Source organism: Companilactobacillus futsaii JCM 17355 (assembly GCF_001435505.1).
Classification (GTDB): Bacteria; Bacillota; Bacilli; order Lactobacillales; family Lactobacillaceae; genus Companilactobacillus; species Companilactobacillus futsaii.
Genome location: NZ_AZDO01000003.1, coordinates 59520 through 77334, shown reverse-complemented (window position 1 = coordinate 77334; position 17815 = coordinate 59520). Strand labels below are relative to the sequence as shown.

Here is a 17815-nt window from a genome sequence, read left to right as displayed (position 1 = left end):
AACTATATAAGGATTATCGCAGAACGTTGTGGGCACGACTTGGAGCCTTTGCTAAGACCAAGTTCGGGCAAAGTCTTCAAGCTCGGCCTTATTCTAGGTAACAAGTTGCTAAGAATAATTTCACTACTGAGCCAATTTTCTTTGCTATTCTGGACTAGATAGTAGTCTTATTTTTTATTACCCAATTGTCTGGAATAAAAAATAAATAACGTTATCTAGTCGGTAGTGACAGCTTTGTGGATGCCCAGTACGTTCCAGCGTTCACAAAGCCGAACGGACGACGGCAATTTAATACTAATTAAAATATAGAAATAACCTAAAATTTAATATTTACTTAATATATAATAACAAAGCTGTAACTTTTTAAAAGCAAATTACTCTTTGGCATCAAAAAATAATTAATTTTTGAGTATCTTAAGCGTGATTGTTATATAATAATGAACGTTACAACAGGATAAGGAGCGATTAATATGGGTTTTTTTAAAAAACATCAAGAAGATCCTGCCAAGAATGATTTTAGTAAAATTTCTCAAGAAATTAAGAATAGTCCCAAAAAATTGTCTGAGGCTCAGAAATTATTTAAAAATAATGAATCTTTACGCAAAAAAGTTGTTGATACTAAGGAACAATCCGAGGATAAATAGATTGTTCTTTTTTTATTGTCTTTTATATTAATTTAAACTAATACTATTCATAAATAAAAACGTATGGTATAGTATTAAAAAAAGAAATGGGGTGTTGCATTATGACGGCAATGACTAGTAAATATCGTATTTTGGAGACTAACGTTTTGTTAGAAAGATTTGTAACGTACAATGAGGTTTTTTCAGAATATTTAAAGACAATCAAAATTATTGAGCGTGGTGAAGCACTTCGATATGAAACATATGGTCGTTTGATCGATAACTATATTCGAAATATCAAACAATTCATTAAATTGTGCAATTCGTATTTGGCCAAGTATAAATTAGAAAACAGTTTAGTGGCTGAAAAACTTAATAATTATTTTTTGGATTTGATGGGGGCAATCAGTTGCATGAATTCAGAAAGTGAAACCGTTGATCACGCTAGTTTAGAGTTAGCTCAATCTCGAATTAAGGAACGACAAACAGAATTTATCAATTCAATTAACTTTTTCATCAAATAAAGGCGGTAACGTCTTTTTTTTATGCCATAATTTTAGTAATCTTATTAATAATGGAGGAACGTCTATGATTTGGAAAAAAATAACAGTCGCTATTCCTAATGATTTCGATCCTGAAATTATTTCGGATGTTTTTATGCGTGTCGGTGCCAATGGTACTGAAATGGTCGATGACGAAGACCAATCAATCAAAACAAAAATCAATTCTTATTTTGATGAAAACAATTATGATGAAGCAATTTTAAATAATTTGAAGACTCAATTGAAAAAATTACCTGAATTTGGCTTTGATATTACTGGTGTGGAAGTTTCGGTTAGTGAACTTGACGACAGCAGTTGGGAAAATGAATGGAAACAATACTATCATCCAGTGAAAATCAGTCGTTATTTGACAGTTGTTCCTAATTGGGTCGACTATCAACCAAGTCATTCAGATGAACACATTATCGTGATGGATCCGGGTAAATCATTTGGTACAGGAACTCATCCAACAACGTATTCTTGTATGCAAGCTTTGGAATTGATTCTAGGCGATGCCAAATCTTTGTATGATGTTGGTACAGGTTCTGGAATCCTTTCTATTCAAGCTCGTCAATTAGGCGTGAAAGACATAAAGGCTTTTGACCTTGATCCTGAAGCCGTTTCAGCTGCTAAAGAGAATATTAAGTTGAATCCTGGTTGTGAAGATATCGAAGTATTTGAGAATTCACTTTTAGATGGCGTTGATGGTAAAGTTGACGTTATTGTAGCGAATATCTTAGCTGATGTGATCCAGCAATTCATACCAGATATTGACCGTCATTTAAATAAGAACGGTTTTGTCGTCTTATCTGGTATCATTAATGAAAAGGAAGCTTTGATCACTAAGCAAATGGAAGAAATTGGTTTCGTTGTTTTAGAAGCCTTCCATTTAAAAGGTTGGTCAACGTTAATTTGTAGAAGAAAAGAAGAGTTCGAGGCAGAAGATGGAGCAATACTTCGTTAAACAAGCAATTACTACTAATAATTTAACAATCGATGATCAAGAAATATTTCGTCATGCCATCAAAGTTTTGCGTCACAAAAATGGCGATGTGATTTATTTAGTTGATCCAGCAAAAAAATTATTCAAAGCGACAATTACATCTGTCGAAACTGAAGAAAAGCAATTTCAAGTTGATTTAAAGTTATTAGATTGGAAAAGTACGGAGTTACCAATTGACGTGACAGTCGCTTGTTCTTTATCTAAAAAGGATAAGATTGAATGGATCACACAAAAATCAACTGAATTAGGTGCTAAAACGATTATTTTCTTCTCTTCCAAATATTCGATTATGAATTGGAAAAAGAATGTCGTTGAAAAAAAGGTTGCTCGATTGCAAGAAATAGCTAAAAATGCAGCTCAGCAATCAAAACGCCGGATAATTCCAGAAGTCATCTATTTAAATTCTTTGAAGGATTTAGTTGACTACAAAAAAGATACCAATTTAGTAGCTTATGAAGAGTCTGCTAAGCAAGGTGAAATTAGCTTGTTGGCTCAAACCTTAAATCAAAATCCGAAATCAACTTTGTGTGCTTTTGGACCAGAAGGTGGCTTTGCTCCTGATGAAATTGATTATTTGAATCAAAATGATTTTTTGTCAGTTGGTTTAGGACCAAGAATTATGCGAGCTGAAACAGCCCCCATGTACTTCTTATCAGTGCTATCATATAAGTATGAATTAACGGTAAAATGAGGAACGTATTGTGAAAAATATTTGGAACAAAGTTGAAAAATCAAAAACAACTTATATTGCATTAATCTCTATTATATTGGTTTTTATTATGCCAATACTATTTAATCTTTTCCATTTGGGTAGAACTAACCGTATTGTCTGGTTGTTTTTTGTTATTAATATCTTTTTTTCTGGTTTCATCGGTTGGTTCTCGAGAAAATATGAATTATCTTTTTATAATTTAGTCATTTTTCCGGTTATCTTTGTAGTCAGTGTTTTTATTAAATACGGACGATATGGTTACTTTTTAGCTGGAATCTATTTAGTTTTAAGTATTTTAATTTATTTCTTATTTGAAAAAGAAAAATAAATGGTAAAATTTTGTTAAAGTAAGCATAATAGTAAGTAAAGAGAAGCACTCGATGAGTGCTTTTTATTGTAACGGGGTGAGTATTTCTATGAAAAAAAATAATATGGACTATACGCCAGAACAAGTACTAGACATTTGTCGTGGCTATATGAATGATGAACACGTTGAGTTTGTGAATAAAGCTTATAATTTTGCGGCTTACGTACATAAAGAACAAAAGCGCGCTACGGGTGAGCCTTACATAATTCATCCTACACAAGTAGCCCAAATTTTGGCCTCGTTACATATGGACCCATATACTGTTGCTGCAGGTTATTTGCATGATGTAGTTGAAGATACTAATGTTACTTTGGGAGATGTCAAAGAATTATTTGGTGATCAAGTGGCAACGATTGTTGATGGCGTTACTAAAATCAGTAAATATAAGTACCATTCACACCAAGAACTATTAGCTGAAAATCATCGTAAAATGTTGTTAGCAACTGCGAAAGATTTACGTGTCATTATGGTCAAATTGGCTGATAGATTGCACAACATGAGAACTTTGAAGGCTTTACGTCCTGATAAGCAACGCCGGATTGCTAATGAAACTTTGGAAATTTATGCTCCATTGGCTGATCGTTTAGGTATCAGTAAGATCAAGTGGGAACTAGAAGACCTTTCATTACATTACATCAATCCACAACAGTATTACCGTATTGTTCATTTGATGAATAGTAAACGTGATCAGCGTGAAGCTTATATTGCTGAAGCTATCGATTATATCAAGAAAAATGTTGACGCTTTAGGAATTAAATACGATATTTACGGCCGTCCAAAGCATATTTATTCAATTTATAAGAAGATGCGTGACAAACATAAGCAATTTTCCGAATTATATGACTTGTTAGCCATTCGAATCGTTGTAGATTCAGTTAAGGATTGTTATGCCGTATTGGGTTCAATTCACTCCAAGTGGAAACCAATCCCTGGTCGTTTTAAGGATTATATCGCCGTACCAAAGGCTAACGGTTATCAATCGCTACATACAACTATCATTGGACCTGGTGGTCAACCGCTAGAAGTTCAGATCAGAACCTTTGAAATGCACCAAGTTGCTGAATATGGTGTTGCAGCTCACTGGGCTTATAAGGAAGGTAATTTTGAAGGCGTTCATTTGGATGATGATGAGCAAAAAATCGATGTCTTCCGAGAAATTTTGGAATTACAGGAAAACTCCGACAATGCTTCTGATTTCATGAAGTCGGTCAAAGGTGAAATCTTCAATGATCGTGTCTATGTTTTCACACCACAGGGTGAAGTTATCGAGTTGCCAAAAGGTGCGGTTACTCTGGACTTTGCTTATCAGGTTCACACTGAGGTTGGGAATCATTCTGTTGGTGCCAAGATCAATGGCAGAATGGTACCTTTGAATTATCAGCTTAAAAATGGTGATATCGTTGAAATGCTGACGAACTCCAATTCTCAACCAAGCCGTGACTGGGTAAATGTTGTCTTTACGTCTAGAGCTAGAAATAAGATCAAGCGTTACTTCAGAACTAAGGATCGTGAAGAGAACATTGCCTTAGGTCGTGAAGCAGTTGAAAATGAGTTTAAAAATCGTTCGTTATCGAGTAAAAAATATCTTGATAAAAAACATCTAGAAATTGCCATGAATATTTTTAACTTCACTGATATTGATGAATTATTCAATGCGGTTGGTTATGGTGAATTATCGCCAATCAACGTGGTTCACAAGTTAGTTAGTGAAGACCCTGATCGTAAAAAAGAAGCCGAGAAAAAAGAACTTGAAGAACAAGTCATTACCGATACTGAAGAAACGCCACAGCCAAAGACTGACAGTCCTAAGTTAAAGAAGGAACGTAACAACGGTAATAACAGTATTTCTGTTCAAGGAATCGATAATTTATTGATTCGTTTGGCAAAATGCTGCAATCCAATTCCTGGAGATAAAATTGTCGGATACATCACTAAAGGGCGTGGGTTAACAGTTCATCGAGCTGATTGTCCTAACGTTCAAAGTGAAGAAGCTAAACGTCGTTTCATTGATGTCAGTTGGGATAATGTCACAAAAGAAAAGCGGTACACTGCAGATTTAGATATTTATGCTTTCAATCGCAACGGCTTAATCAATGAAGTTTTACAAGTTATTAATTCAAATACTAATACTTTGAACAATGTTATCGGTCGTTTGGATAAAGAAAAGATGGCAATCATTCATGTAAGTATTGGTGTTAATAATAAAGAACATTTGGATAGTATTATTTCTAAATTGAAGAATATCCCTAATGTATATGAAATAAAGAGGACGGTAGCTTAGTTTATGAAAGTAGTAATACAACGAGTATCGGAAGCAAAAGTTATTGTTGACGAAAAGACACTTGGTCAAATTGATCAAGGTCTTTGTTTGTTAGTAGCTTTTGCAGATGAGGATACTGAAGAAACACTTGAGTACATGGCACGTAAGATCGCTAATATGCGCATTTTTTCAGATGCTGATGATAAAATGAATTTATCAATCAAAGATGTTGGTGGAAAAATCTTATCAATTTCGCAATTTACTTTATATGCTGATACTAAACATGGTAATCGGCCTAGTTTCACGGGAGCTGGTAATTTTGAAGCTTCTAGTCGAAAATATGATCATTTTAATGAATTATTAAGGGAATATGATTTAACTGTTGAAACTGGTGAATTTGGAGCCGATATGCAAGTATCATTGACCAACGATGGACCAGTAACTATTTTAATGGAGAGATAATGATGAAAAGTATTGTTTGGGACTTTGATGATACGATTGCCAATAGTTATCCAGGAATCGTTTCAGCAACACAAAAATCCCTTCGAGAAAATTTTGGTATTAGCTTATCAAAAGATACAATTTTTAAAGAATCTAAAAAGACTTCTGTTCGTAAGTTTGTTACGGAGTTATTAGGGGATCAAGATAATGTCGAACAAGCAGTTAAGATATTTTATGCTAGCTATTATCGATACGAAAAAGAATTTCATGACAGAATAACTTTGATACCACACGTTTTAAAAGAATTAAAATATTGTGATAGTAAGCACTACATGCAATTTATTATTACACATCGTGATCAATCGATTTATGGTTTAGCTAAAACACTCGGCATCGAGCACTTTTTCAAGGAAATTATCAGTGTTGAAGATGGTCATAAAAGAAAACCAGATCCTGAAATGCTGAATTATTTAATTGAAAAGTATGGTTTAGATAAGAATGATCTGTGGGTCATAGGTGATCGTAAGATTGATGTTGACTTCGGTCAAAGTGTTGGTGCCCATACAATTCTTTTTAATTCTGAAAAAGTTGACTTTGAGTATGAGTATAAAGTTAGCGATATTACTGAAATCGAACAAATTATCTAAATGTGGTATGACAGTGATCTTATAAAAATAATTGAGGAAAATAAATGGATAATAAACTTGTAAAACTAACTTATGACCAAATCATTGCAATACATTTGGCAATTAACGAAAGTGAAGAAATTACTTTAAGTGAGAAGCGCCTTCAAAGTAATCTAAATTTTTTGAATCAATTTGAAGATTTACAATGGTATGCTACACATTTAGTATGTACGATGATCGTTGATGATATCTTTGAAACGGACAATGAAGTAACTACGGTGGCTGTGTTGGATTATTTCTTACACTTGAACGGTTATGGTCTTGATATGACTAAAGATGTTGATAAAACAACTTTGCATGGCTTGATTAAGACAATCAAAGAGTCTGATAAACTAGAAAAAGACGATTTACAAAATATTCGTGGCGTTTTGTCCACTTGTATCCATCCAATAAGTGCTGATTAATTTCAGTGCTTTTTTGTTTTGTAATAAATTTGCTAAAAGTATCTAAAAAAGTTTAGTATTGGAAATGTATTTTGTATGAAAGAGGCAAATTTATGAAAAGTAAACATAATATTTTGACACTCTTTGCGACCAGCTTTATGTCATTCATGCAATTGCTTGATGCTTCAATTGTTAATGTGGCGATACCTAGTTTAACGAAGGATTTACATGTGCCAATGAATAGAGCTGAATGGATCGTGTCAGTTTATTTAATTATGATTTGTATGTTGCTGTTATTTTGGGGAAGAATGGCAGACCAAATTGGATATATTAAGATTTTTCAAACAGGAACAATATTTTTCACTTTAGGTTCATTGATTTGTGCTTTGAGTCCAAGCTTATATTTGCTGCTAATAGGACGAGTCGTTCAGGGTTTGGGAGCTAGTATGAGTATGGCTACTAATATCGGAATCATTGCGATGATTTTTCCAATGCATCAACGTGGGCGTGCTTATGGGATAAATAGTATTATTGCTCAATTAGGTAATATTTCTGGACCAGGTTTGGGAGGCTTGATCTTAGGAGCTTTATCGTGGCATTGGATTTTTATTATAAATATTCCAATTGGAATTATTGTTTATATTTATGGACGATTCATGTTTCCAAAAGAAAAACGTCTTTCTAAAGCGATTGCTTATGATTGGACTGGTTTAGTCGCATATTCGATAGCAATTGCCACGTTCTTTATTAGTATCTTTATGGGACAAGATATTGGTTTTGGTAATAGTAATGTTTGGTTGATTTTTATTGTTAGTTTAGTCTTCTGGTTAGTCTTCTTCTATATTGAAAATCATAAGGAAGAACCACTGATCAATTTGAAGATATTCAAGATATCTCGATTAACTTTAAGTTTAGTGAGTGCCTTGATCGTCTTTTCAATTGGTTATTACGCTAACGTAATTATGCCGTTTTATTTAACTGATTTCCGTTCACTAAGCACTTCGTTAACAGGATTGATCATGATGGCAATTCCGTTTGCTAACGTGATTGCGGCACCGATTGCAGGTTATTTCACTGATAAATATAATGCAGCTAGTGTTTCGATTTTTAATTTGTTCGTTTATGCAATACCAATCGTTTTCTTGACTTTAATATCTGGTAAAGAGAATTTAGTTATCTTTACGTTCATGTTATTGTTCTTGGGAATCGGTAATGGTGGATTTCAAAATAATCCGATGATCATGGGTTATGCACCTCAAGAGTATCAAGGTATTGCTGGTAGTTTAGCAGCCTTGTTTAGAAATCTTGGGATGGGAATTGGTGTCAGTATAGCAACTACTAGTTTGTATTCAGGGATGAGTTTTAAAGCGGGTAAGCAAATTGCCTATTATCCAACAAAACATCCAAGCTGGTTTTTAAATGGAATGCATTTTGCTTATTTGACAGCTTTAGGCTTGTTGATTTTAGCAATCGTTTTAGTTTATTCAATTCATAAAATAGACAAAAAAGAAGCTCTAAGTAAGAGATAAAATCTTATTTAGAACTTCTTTTTTTATTTGAAGTATTCTTTCAAACCATTAGTTACGTCAATCGCAACTTGCTGTTTGTATTTAGCTGAATTGATGTATTTATAATCAGATTTGGAATTGATATAGCCTAGTTCGATTAAGACAGATGGTTGACTGTTGTAATGCAAGACGTAAAGGTCTTTTTGAGCAGTACCACGGTTGCCAATAGCCAGGCTCTTTAATTGACTATTTAAGTCATCGGCCAATTCGCCATCTTTGTTTTTGTTGTAGTAGTAAGTTGTCAAACCAGAACCGGCGTTTGCCTGGGCACTGGAATCAAAGTGCAAACTAATAAAGGCATCAGCTTGAATTTTACTAGACAAACGAGCTCTTTGACCAAGTGACTTACTATCATCACCTGATCTAGTTAGAACTACACGTGCACCAGTCTTTTCGAGTTGTTGTTTGATTGCTTTGGCGTAGGCGAGGGTAAAGTTCTTTTCAAAAGTATTCTTCTTTGATTCCGCACCAGAATCGTCGCCACCATGTCCAGGATCAATTACGATCGTGGCTTCAGAAATATTAGTAGCAGCTGATTTGACAGCACTTTTAGTACCAGAAATAGTTACGACCCAGCTAGCAACGTATCCAACTGAACCGTCGGAATCACGGACTTTATACCATTTACCATCTTTTCCAAGATAATCAAATTGCTTACCGACCTTAGCTGTTTTTACGACTCGACCATTTTGATTAGGTTCGATTCTTAATTTGGTATTAGGTTGGGTAACGGTAACTTTCTTAATATCGTTGTCAGATGAATTGGATGAATTAGAAACGCTTGTTGAACCAGAGGTTTTATCCGTACCTTGAATGAAACTTGATTTGACCCAACCAGCAGTGCCACTGTATAAAATCTGTGTCCAGTCTTGTTCTTGATACATGATAGTGACTTTTTGCGATTGTTCAATCGTACCTAAGACGTCACTATTGGCATCGGCACTCTTGAAGACAGTCGTATTGGGAACCTTAACGATTCCAACTTTATTGGTTGCCGAACTTACTTCAGTGTTGTCGATCAACCAGCTGGCGACCCAGCCAATTTTATCTCCAGATAATCTTACTTGATACCATTTATTTTTTTCGTCCAAGATGGCTAATTTGTCACCTTTTTTGACTTGTCCCATGTTGGCATATGAGAGTCCTGGTCCAACACGAACATTGACAGAGTCAGATTGAACGACAACAGCATTGGCACTTGCTAAAGCTACTGTTGACCAACTAGACAAGGCAAGTAATAACAAAATGGCAAGAAGAATCCGGTTCTTCATAAAAAAAGTTTTTATTTTTTTCATTTGACTGATTCCTTTGCTCTCTATTTACTGACGGTTATATACCTTTATTTTACTGAATAATAGTGAAACTTGAAAGAATATTATGACATTTTGTTGCTAAAACTTGACATTTCGTTCGTTTTTGGTAGTTTATATGTATATTGCAAATCAAATGAGATTGTTTTACAGAGAGTCTGGCTGCTGAGAACAGATGACAATTATTTGTGTGACGTTACTAAATCGTTTGGCAGGCGTTAACTGCAGCAACAAAACTAGGTGGTACCGTGCGAAAATGCACCCTTGTCTTATTTGGACAAGGGTGTTTTTTATTTTAAGGAGGATTTTATGCGTTATCAAAAACCAAAGGGGACCATGGATATTTTGCCTGGCGAATCAAGCAAATGGCAATACGTGGAATCTATCGCAGCTGATACATTTAATAAGTATCGTTTTTCAGAAATTAGAACACCAATCTTTGAATCATACGATGTCTTTGAAAGATCATCAGGTGACACATCTGATATTGTTTCTAAGGAAATGTATGATTTTCATGATAAAGGTGACCGACACATTGCTTTGAGACCAGAAGGAACAGCTGGGGTCGTTAGAGCTTTTGTTGAGAATAAACTTTATGGTCCAGAACAAATTAAGCCTTACAAAGTTTGGTATAAAGGACCAATGTTTAGATATGAACGCCCTCAATCAGGTCGTCAACGTCAATTCCATCAAATCGGTGTTGAAGCTTTTGGTTCTGATTCACCAGAATTAGACGCTGAAATTATTTCAGTCGGTTTGGAATTTTTGAATCGTTTGGGTATTAAGAATTTAAAGGTTGCTTTGAATACTCTAGGTGACCCAGAATCACGTGCTGCTTATCACAAGGCTTTGGTTGATTACTTCACACCATTTAAAGATCAATTAAGCGATGACTCAAAAGTACGTTTGGAGAAAAATCCTCTAAGAATTTTGGATAGTAAAGATGCTGGTGATAAGAAGATCGTAGCCAACGCTCCTTCAATTCTAGATTATTTGAATGAGGCTTCAGAACAACGTTTTGAATATCTTAAAGGCCTTTTGGATGATTTAAATATCAATTATGAAGTTGATTCAACAATGGTTCGTGGTCTTGATTATTACAACCACACAATTTTTGAATTCATGGTGACTGATCCGGCTTTTGATAATAAGGAAATTACTGTCTTGGCTGGTGGAAGATACAATGGCCTAGTTGAAGAATTAGGTGGACCAGAAACTCCTGGTATTGGTTTTGGACTAGGGGTTGAACGTTTAATGTTCCTTCTTAAAGATGAAGACTTACCAGTTCAAAATGGCTTGGACGTTTACTTGGTAACTATTGGTGAAAAAGCTGAACGTGCTTCAGTTAAAATCTTATCTGATTTACGTAGAGCTGGATTCAGTGCTGATAAAGATTATCTTCAAAGAAAAATCAAGGCACAATTCAAGACTGCTAATAATTTGAATGCTAAATATACAGTAACTATTGGCGATAGTGAATTGGAAAATAAGACAGCTAATGTTAAGAATATGGCTACAACTGAACAAGTTAGTGTTTCATTGGATAATTTAGCCGAAGAATTGAAAAAAATCGAGGGATAAACATGGAAGAAAGAACAGATTATTGTGGCAACATTACTGAAAAATATGTTGGTCAAAAAGTATCTTTAGATGGTTGGGTTCAACGCCGTCGTGATTTAGGTGGATTGGTCTTCGTCGACCTTAGAGATTATAAAGGAATCGTTCAATTAGTATTTAATACTGATCATCAAGATGTTTTAGATATTGCTGAAACATTGCGTTCAGAATACGTTATTAATGTCATTGGTACTGTTAGACTTCGTGGTGAAGGCGCTACTAACGATGATATGACAACTGGTAAAGTTGAAGTTGTTGTTGAAAAGGTAGAAATCCTTAACAAATCATTGACACCACCATTTGAAATCAAAGATGGTATCGACTCTTCAGAAGAAACAAAATTAAAGTATCGTTACCTTGATTTACGTAGACCTGAAATGCAAAAAGCTATCAGAACACGTGCTCAAATCAAGCATTCAGTTAACGAATACTTGTACGAAAATGGCTTTATTGATATTGAAACACCAAACTTAACACCATCAACACCAGAAGGTGCTCGTGATTACTTAGTACCTTCACGTGTTTATCCTGGACGTTTCTTTGCACTTCCACAATCACCACAATTGTTCAAGCAACTATTGATGGTCGGTGGATTTGACCGTTATTTCCAATTGGCACACTGTTTCCGTGATGAGGATCTTCGTGGTGACCGTCAACCCGAATTTACTCAAATTGACCTTGAAACTAGTTTCATGAATCAAGAAGAAATTCAAACTGTTACTGAAGGCCTTATCGCCCGTGTTATGAAAGACGAAAAGGGTATCGAGGTAAAGACTCCTTTCCCAAGAATCAACTGGGATGACGCTATGGACCGCTTTGGTTCTGATAAGCCTGATGTTCGTTTCGGTATGGAATTACAAAACCTAAATGATATTTTCAAAGATACTGAATTCAAAGTTTTCAAGGGAACTATCGATAATGGTGGACAAGTTAAGGCTATCGTTGTTAAAGATGGTGCTGACAAGTACTCAAGAAAGAATATTGAAAGCTATCAAGAATACATCAAGCGTTTTGGTGCTAAAGGACTAGCTTGGGCTAAGTTCAACGACAATGAATTAACTGGTGGCGTATCTAAATTTATCAAAGCTCAAGAAGCACAATTAGTTTCAACACTTGGTCTTGAAAACAACGACTTATTATTATTCGTTGCTGACAACAAGAAGGTTGTTGCTGATTCATTAGGTTACTTGAGAAAAGCTATTGCTAAGGAACAAAACTTGTACGATCCTAAAGAATTTGCCTTTATTTGGGTCGTAAACTGGCCATTGTTCGAATACGATGAAGGAATCCAAAGATGGACTGCTGCTCACCATCCATTTACAATGCCAAATGAAGAAGATGTTCACTATCTAGATGACGGTGAAGATCCTCACAAGGCGTATGCTCAAAGTTACGATATCGTTCTAAACGGTTACGAACTTGGTGGTGGATCGATCCGTATCCATGACTACAAGATCCAAGAAAAGATGCTTAAAGCTTTGAACTTCACTAAAGAAAAAGCTTATGAACAATTCGGTTTCCTATTGGATGCTTTACAATACGGTTGTCCTCCACATGGTGGTTTGGCTATTGGTTTGGATAGATTTGCTATGCTACTATCAGGCAAAGACAATATCCGTGACGTGATTGCATTCCCTAAGAATTCAAATGCCACAGAACCAATGACACACGCTCCACTTGAAGTTTCAAAACAACAATTGGACGATCTTGGAATTGAAGTTAGTAAGAAAGACTAATTCTAAGTAATATTAATAAAAGATAGCATCTGTATTAAGAATGACTCTCTAAAGGAGATCTTTTCTAGAATACAGATGCTATTTGTTTTTGATATTAAAATTAGAGCCACTATCCAGTCCAGAATGGCAAAGAAAATTGGCTCAGATGTGAAATTTCTCTTGGCAATTTATTGCCTAGTGAAAGACCGAGCTTGAAGACTTTGCCCGATTTTGGTCTTAGCAAAGGCTCCAAGTCGCGTCCACATCGTTCCAGCCAAATTTTCTTTGCTATGGAGGACGGAATATTATCATCAACCAAAAAAACTAGGTATTTAATGAAATCATTTAAATTAAATTTAAATTAGAAAACGATTTAAATTGTGCACAATTGAGCATGGCTATCACTTGATACTGTAAGTTTGTGAGCAGAGTGGTGGAATTAATATTCGAAAAGTTTATACTAGTTAATATAAATTCAGAAGGAGTGATTTTATGTCAAAAGAATACAAGAAGGATTTAACTGACTTAAATGATGAGGAGTATCAAGTAACTCAACATGCTGCCACAGAAAGTCCTTTTAGTGGAAAGTACGATGATTTCTGCAAAAAGGGTATCTATGTTGATATTACTAGTGGTGAACCATTATTTTCTTCAGCTAAGAAGTACGATGCTGGTTGCGGCTGGCCATCATTTAGTGAACCAATTGCTAAACTTAAGCAAAAGCGTGATACAAGATTAAGTCGTGAAAGAACTGAGGTTAGAAGTGAATCGGCAGACTCTCATTTGGGCCACGTCTTTACTGATGGGCCAGAAGAATTGGGTGGCTTAAGATATTGTATCAACTCAGCTGCCTTAAAATTCATTCCTTATGATGAAATGGATCAAAAAGGTTATTCAGATTACAAAAAATACGTTGACGAAGGAGATGCTGACTAGTGGCTAAAGAAACTGCTATTTTTGCCGGAGGCTGTTTCTGGTGTATGGTCAAACCATTCGATGAACAACCTGGAATTATTTCCGTTGTTTCGGGTTATTGTGGTGGACATGTTGACAATCCAACTTATGAACAAGTTTGTTCTGAAACTACCGGTCATGCTGAATCTGTAGAAATTACTTTTGATAATGATGTGATTTCTTACAAAGATTTAGTTGAAATTTATTGGCAAGTAGCCGATCCAACTGATGCTATGGGCCAATTTCAGGATCGCGGTGACAGTTATCGTCCAGTAATTTTCTATCAAAGCGAAGCACAAAAAGAAGTTGCTGAAGCATCCAAAAAGAAATTAGCTGAGTCAGGAGAATTTAGTGATCCTATCGTTACAAAAATCCAGCCTGCTACTAAGTTTTGGCCTGCTGAAGACTACCACCAAGACTTCTACAAAAAGAACCCTCTACGCTTTGAAATGGAAGAGAGCGGCGGTCGAGCAGAATATATCAAAAATCACCGTAAATAACTCGAAAAAGTCTGAAAATACTAGGATTTGTGCTAATATGTTGTAAGTAACTTAAGACAATTAGGAGAAATTTTAGTATGGGTGAATTAGATAAGCTGATCGAAAGGCATCAGTACTTATCCAAAATTTCAATAGCATTTTTATATTCTATCGCAGTATCTGTAGCGGTTAATATGTTTTGGACGCCGGGTGGAATTTATGGTTCAGGTGTAACTGGTGCGGCACAATTAATTTCTACAATTTCGCATCGTTGGTTTCCGTTCGATATCTCAACTGCGATTATGTACTTTGCACTGAATGCTCCGCTATTCGTACTTTCTTGGCGAAAAATTGATCACAAGTTTACCATTTTTACAGTTATTGCAGTTGCTCTAGCCAGTATGATGATGCACTTGTTGCCACCAGTCAAGATAACGGCTGATCCATTAGTTTGTGCCATTTTTGGTGCAGTCGCTAATGGGTTTGGTACCGGAATGGCTTTGAGAAATGGTATTTCCACTGGTGGAATTGACATTTTAGGAATTATTTTGCGTAAGAAAACTGGTAAAAGTGTTGGTACGATCAATATCATGTTCAATGTGTTTATCGTTGCTTGTGCGGGATTTTTGTTCGGCTGGGTCCACGCTTTGTACAGTGCCGTCAGTATCTTCATCAACGGTCAAGTGATTGATATGATTTATAACAAAGATCAAAAACTTCAAGTTATGATTGTTACTTCTAAACCTAAAAATGTTATTACACAAATTCAAAATGAAATGAGACGTGGTATTACTATCGTTCATGACGCTGAAGGTGCTTATAAACATGAAGAAAAAACGATTCTTTTCACAGTTATTTCACGTTCAGAATTGCATGATTTAAGTACGGCAATGTCGTTATCTGATCCACACGCTTTTGTTAGTGTCACGGATACGGTCAAAGTCATGGGTAGATTTTATCAAGCTCATATTTATTAAAGCGAGGTCAAAAGGCTTCGCTTTTTTGTATGCTATACTTTATTTGATTTTACAAATGGAGGGATACAGATGATAATTGGTTCACATGTGGCGATGAAAGCCCCTAAAATGCTCGCTGGTTCAGCTAAGGAAGCTCATAGTTATGGTGCTAACGCAACGATGATCTTTACGGGTGCTCCTCAAAATACTCGTCGAAAAGATGTTTCAGAAATGAATATACCTGAAGGGCAGCGTCTATTAGAGATGTATGGTATTAAAAATATTATTGGTCATGCACCTTATATTATTAATTTAGGAAATACTTTAAAACCTGACAAATTGGAATTTGGTATCGATTTTATGCGAGGAGAAATCAAACGTTGCGATGCTTTAGGAATTCAAGCCTTAAGTTTTCACCCGGGTGCTCATTTGAAACAAGGTCCTGACGTCGCACTAAAACAAATTGGACAAGCTTTAAATGAAATTATTGATCCTAACCAAAAGGTTTCGATTGCAATTGAAACGATGGCTGGTAAAGGAACTGAAGTAGGGACGAGTTTCGAACAAATTGCACAAATTTTTGATAATTGTGCTCAAAACGATAAATTGTCCGTCACAATGGATACTTGTCACATGAGCGATGCTGGTTATGACGTTAAAAATGATTTTGATGGTGTCTTAAATGAATTCGACCACATTATTGGTTTAAAAAATCTGTCTGTAATTCATTTAAATGATTCTAAAAATGAACGTGGTTCACATAAAGATCGTCATGAAGATATAGGCTTTGGTACGATAGGTTTTGATGCTTTGAGTTATGTAGCTCATCATCCACAGTTGGAAGATATTCCTAAGATCATGGAAACACCTTATGTTAAACGTGATGAAAATGATAAAAAGGGAATCGCTCCATTTAAACCAGAGATTGAAATGCTTTTAGCTGATAAATTTGATCCAGAAATGAAAGAAAAGTTAATCAAGGCATAATAAAAAGGGTTCGACCCATTGTAGGATCGAACTCTTTTTAACAGAATTAGCCTTTTTTATAGCCGTCAAAATGTAAAATTTCCATGATAATTGCCGCTGTCTCTTCAATTGATCGGTCGGCAACATTGATAACTGGACAACCTAATTTCTTATATAACTTATTGGAATAATCAAGTTCTTTTTGAATTTCATCTTCTTCGGAATAAGTAGTGTTGGCGCTTAAGCCATAGGCAATCATTCTTTGACTACGGATTTTACTTAAAACGTTAATATCATTCGTTAAACCGACAATTTTCTTAGGGTCGACTTCCCATAATTCGTCAGGAATGCCTGTTACAGGGCTTAATGGAAGGTTGGCAACCTTGATATTCTTATTAGCTAAATAAAGTGAGAGCGGCGTTTTCGAGGTTCTAGAGATACCTAAGAGAACAAGGTCTGCTTCTAAGAAACCTTTGGGATTTTGACCATCATCATTGCTGACAGTGAATTCCATCGCCGAGATCATGTCGAAGTAGTCTTTATCCAATTCATGAATAAGCCCTTTTTTACGAATTGGTTCTTGTTTAGTCATTTGTGAGAATGTACCAATGATTGGATTTAAAATATCATAGTAGACAATACCATTATCCTGACAAAATTCATTAATAACTTTACAAGTTTCCTTTGAAACAATCGTGTGCAAAACGACAGCTTTCTTCTCTTTGGCCATTGATAAGATGTTATCTAGTTGTTCATCTTTTTTGATAAAAGGATACTTGGTGTAAGTGGTGTCCATTTCTGGAAATTGAATGAAAGCTGCTTTTGCAACTCTTAAAGCGGTTTCTCCAACGCCATCGGACAATACAAAAACGTCTAATTTCTGTGTCATAATAAATTCCTCCAAAAAAATGTAAAAAATTATTTGAACATTATCTTCTTTTTGTTATAATAACATATGAACTGCTAGAGCAATAGACAGTTACGTTAGAAATCGGAAGGAGGGATTATCATATGGCAAAAACCGTCGTTCGTGAAAACGAGTCGCTTGATGATGCTCTTCGTCGATTCAAACGTTCCGTTTCAAAGAGTGGTACTCTTCAAGAATATAGAAAACGTGAGTTTTACGAAAAGCCAAGTGTCAAGAGAAAATTAAAGTCTGAGGCTGCTCGTAAGCGCAACAAGAAACGTCGTTAATAGATAGTTTCAAAAGGTTAAAACAATTTATTGTTTTAA

At 35.3% G+C, this 17815-nt stretch carries 19 protein-coding genes; 17 read left to right on the top strand and 2 right to left on the bottom strand.

Features of this window, described 5'->3' with window-relative positions; all coding sequences use genetic code 11:
- Window positions 1-470 precede the first annotated feature (470 nt).
- From FC88_RS13035 to FC88_RS00500, 10 genes are all read left to right on the top strand, one after another.
- Window positions 471-644 carry a hypothetical protein gene (locus FC88_RS13035; RefSeq protein WP_187323373.1) on the top strand — a complete coding sequence of 58 codons (174 nt, stop codon included), beginning with the start codon at window positions 471-473 and terminating at the stop codon, window positions 642-644.
- A 101-nt stretch (window positions 645-745) separates the two neighbouring features.
- Window positions 746-1147 carry a hypothetical protein gene (locus FC88_RS00540; RefSeq protein ID WP_057811863.1) on the top strand — a complete coding sequence of 134 codons (402 nt, stop codon included), beginning with the start codon at window positions 746-748 and terminating at the stop codon, window positions 1145-1147.
- A gap of 64 nt (window positions 1148-1211) precedes the next feature.
- Entirely contained in the window at window positions 1212-2129 is a 918-nt protein-coding gene (prmA, locus tag FC88_RS00535; RefSeq protein WP_057811862.1) for a 50S ribosomal protein L11 methyltransferase, read from the top strand.
- Window positions 2110-2859, top strand: a complete 750-nt coding sequence (locus FC88_RS00530; protein ID WP_057811861.1) for an RsmE family RNA methyltransferase — start codon at window positions 2110-2112, stop codon at window positions 2857-2859. Before prmA ends, FC88_RS00530 begins: the two co-directional genes overlap by 20 nt.
- A gap of 88 nt (window positions 2860-2947) precedes the next feature.
- Window positions 2948-3208, top strand: coding sequence for a hypothetical protein (locus tag FC88_RS00525; protein WP_235526882.1), 261 nt, complete (start codon window positions 2948-2950; stop codon window positions 3206-3208).
- Between the two features lie 88 nt (window positions 3209-3296).
- A complete protein-coding gene (locus FC88_RS00520) occupies window positions 3297-5528 on the top strand; it encodes a RelA/SpoT family protein (RefSeq protein WP_057811859.1) in 2232 nt (743 codons plus the stop codon).
- Window positions 5529-5531: 3 nt separating this feature from the next.
- Window positions 5532-5969: a D-aminoacyl-tRNA deacylase gene (gene dtd / locus FC88_RS00515; protein ID WP_057811858.1), complete on the top strand. Its 438-nt coding sequence runs from the start codon at window positions 5532-5534 to the stop codon at window positions 5967-5969.
- Entirely contained in the window at window positions 5969-6595 is a 627-nt protein-coding gene (locus FC88_RS00510) for an HAD-IA family hydrolase (RefSeq protein WP_229239924.1), read from the top strand. The genes dtd and FC88_RS00510 overlap by 1 nt, the downstream gene beginning before the upstream one ends.
- Window positions 6596-6639: 44 nt before the next feature.
- Window positions 6640-7038 (top strand): hypothetical protein, encoded by a 399-nt coding sequence (locus FC88_RS00505; protein WP_057811856.1) that lies wholly within the window; start codon window positions 6640-6642, stop codon window positions 7036-7038.
- A gap of 92 nt (window positions 7039-7130) precedes the next feature.
- Window positions 7131-8546, top strand: a complete 1416-nt coding sequence (locus FC88_RS00500) for an MFS transporter (RefSeq protein ID WP_057811855.1) — start codon at window positions 7131-7133, stop codon at window positions 8544-8546.
- Between the two features lie 23 nt (window positions 8547-8569).
- Here the strand turns inward: FC88_RS00500 and FC88_RS00495 are convergent, their stop codons facing one another.
- A complete protein-coding gene (locus FC88_RS00495; RefSeq protein WP_083484521.1) occupies window positions 8570-9880 on the bottom strand; it encodes an N-acetylmuramoyl-L-alanine amidase family protein in 1311 nt (436 codons plus the stop codon).
- Between the two features lie 324 nt (window positions 9881-10204).
- On the opposite strand from FC88_RS00495, the gene hisS reads away from it, so the two are divergent.
- From hisS to FC88_RS00465, 6 genes are all read left to right on the top strand, one after another.
- The gene (gene hisS, locus FC88_RS00490) at window positions 10205-11476 is read left to right on the top strand and encodes a histidine--tRNA ligase (RefSeq protein ID WP_057811854.1); all 1272 of its coding nucleotides are present in this window, start codon (window positions 10205-10207) and stop codon (window positions 11474-11476) included.
- Window positions 11477-11478: 2 nt separating this feature from the next.
- Window positions 11479-13248, top strand: a complete 1770-nt coding sequence (gene aspS, locus FC88_RS00485) for an aspartate--tRNA ligase (RefSeq protein WP_057811853.1) — start codon at window positions 11479-11481, stop codon at window positions 13246-13248.
- Window positions 13249-13719: 471 nt separating this feature from the next.
- Window positions 13720-14163 carry a peptide-methionine (R)-S-oxide reductase MsrB gene (gene msrB / locus FC88_RS00480; RefSeq protein ID WP_057811852.1) on the top strand — a complete coding sequence of 148 codons (444 nt, stop codon included), beginning with the start codon at window positions 13720-13722 and terminating at the stop codon, window positions 14161-14163.
- A complete protein-coding gene (msrA, locus tag FC88_RS00475) occupies window positions 14163-14681 on the top strand; it encodes a peptide-methionine (S)-S-oxide reductase MsrA (protein WP_057811851.1) in 519 nt (172 codons plus the stop codon). Before msrB ends, msrA begins: the two co-directional genes overlap by 1 nt.
- 77 nt (window positions 14682-14758) lie before the next feature.
- Entirely contained in the window at window positions 14759-15637 is an 879-nt protein-coding gene (locus tag FC88_RS00470) for a YitT family protein (RefSeq protein WP_057811850.1), read from the top strand.
- 69 nt (window positions 15638-15706) lie between these two features.
- Window positions 15707-16603, top strand: coding sequence for a deoxyribonuclease IV (locus tag FC88_RS00465; protein WP_057811849.1), 897 nt, complete (start codon window positions 15707-15709; stop codon window positions 16601-16603).
- Between the two features lie 46 nt (window positions 16604-16649).
- On the opposite strand, the gene FC88_RS00460 is transcribed toward FC88_RS00465, so the two are convergent.
- A complete protein-coding gene (locus FC88_RS00460) occupies window positions 16650-17471 on the bottom strand; it encodes a pyruvate, water dikinase regulatory protein (protein WP_057811848.1) in 822 nt (273 codons plus the stop codon).
- A 122-nt stretch (window positions 17472-17593) separates the two neighbouring features.
- Here FC88_RS00460 and rpsU point away from each other — a divergent pair, with 122 nt between their 5' ends.
- Entirely contained in the window at window positions 17594-17776 is a 183-nt protein-coding gene (gene rpsU / locus FC88_RS00455; RefSeq protein ID WP_010019742.1) for a 30S ribosomal protein S21, read from the top strand.
- The last annotated feature ends 39 nt before the right edge of the window (window positions 17777-17815 follow it).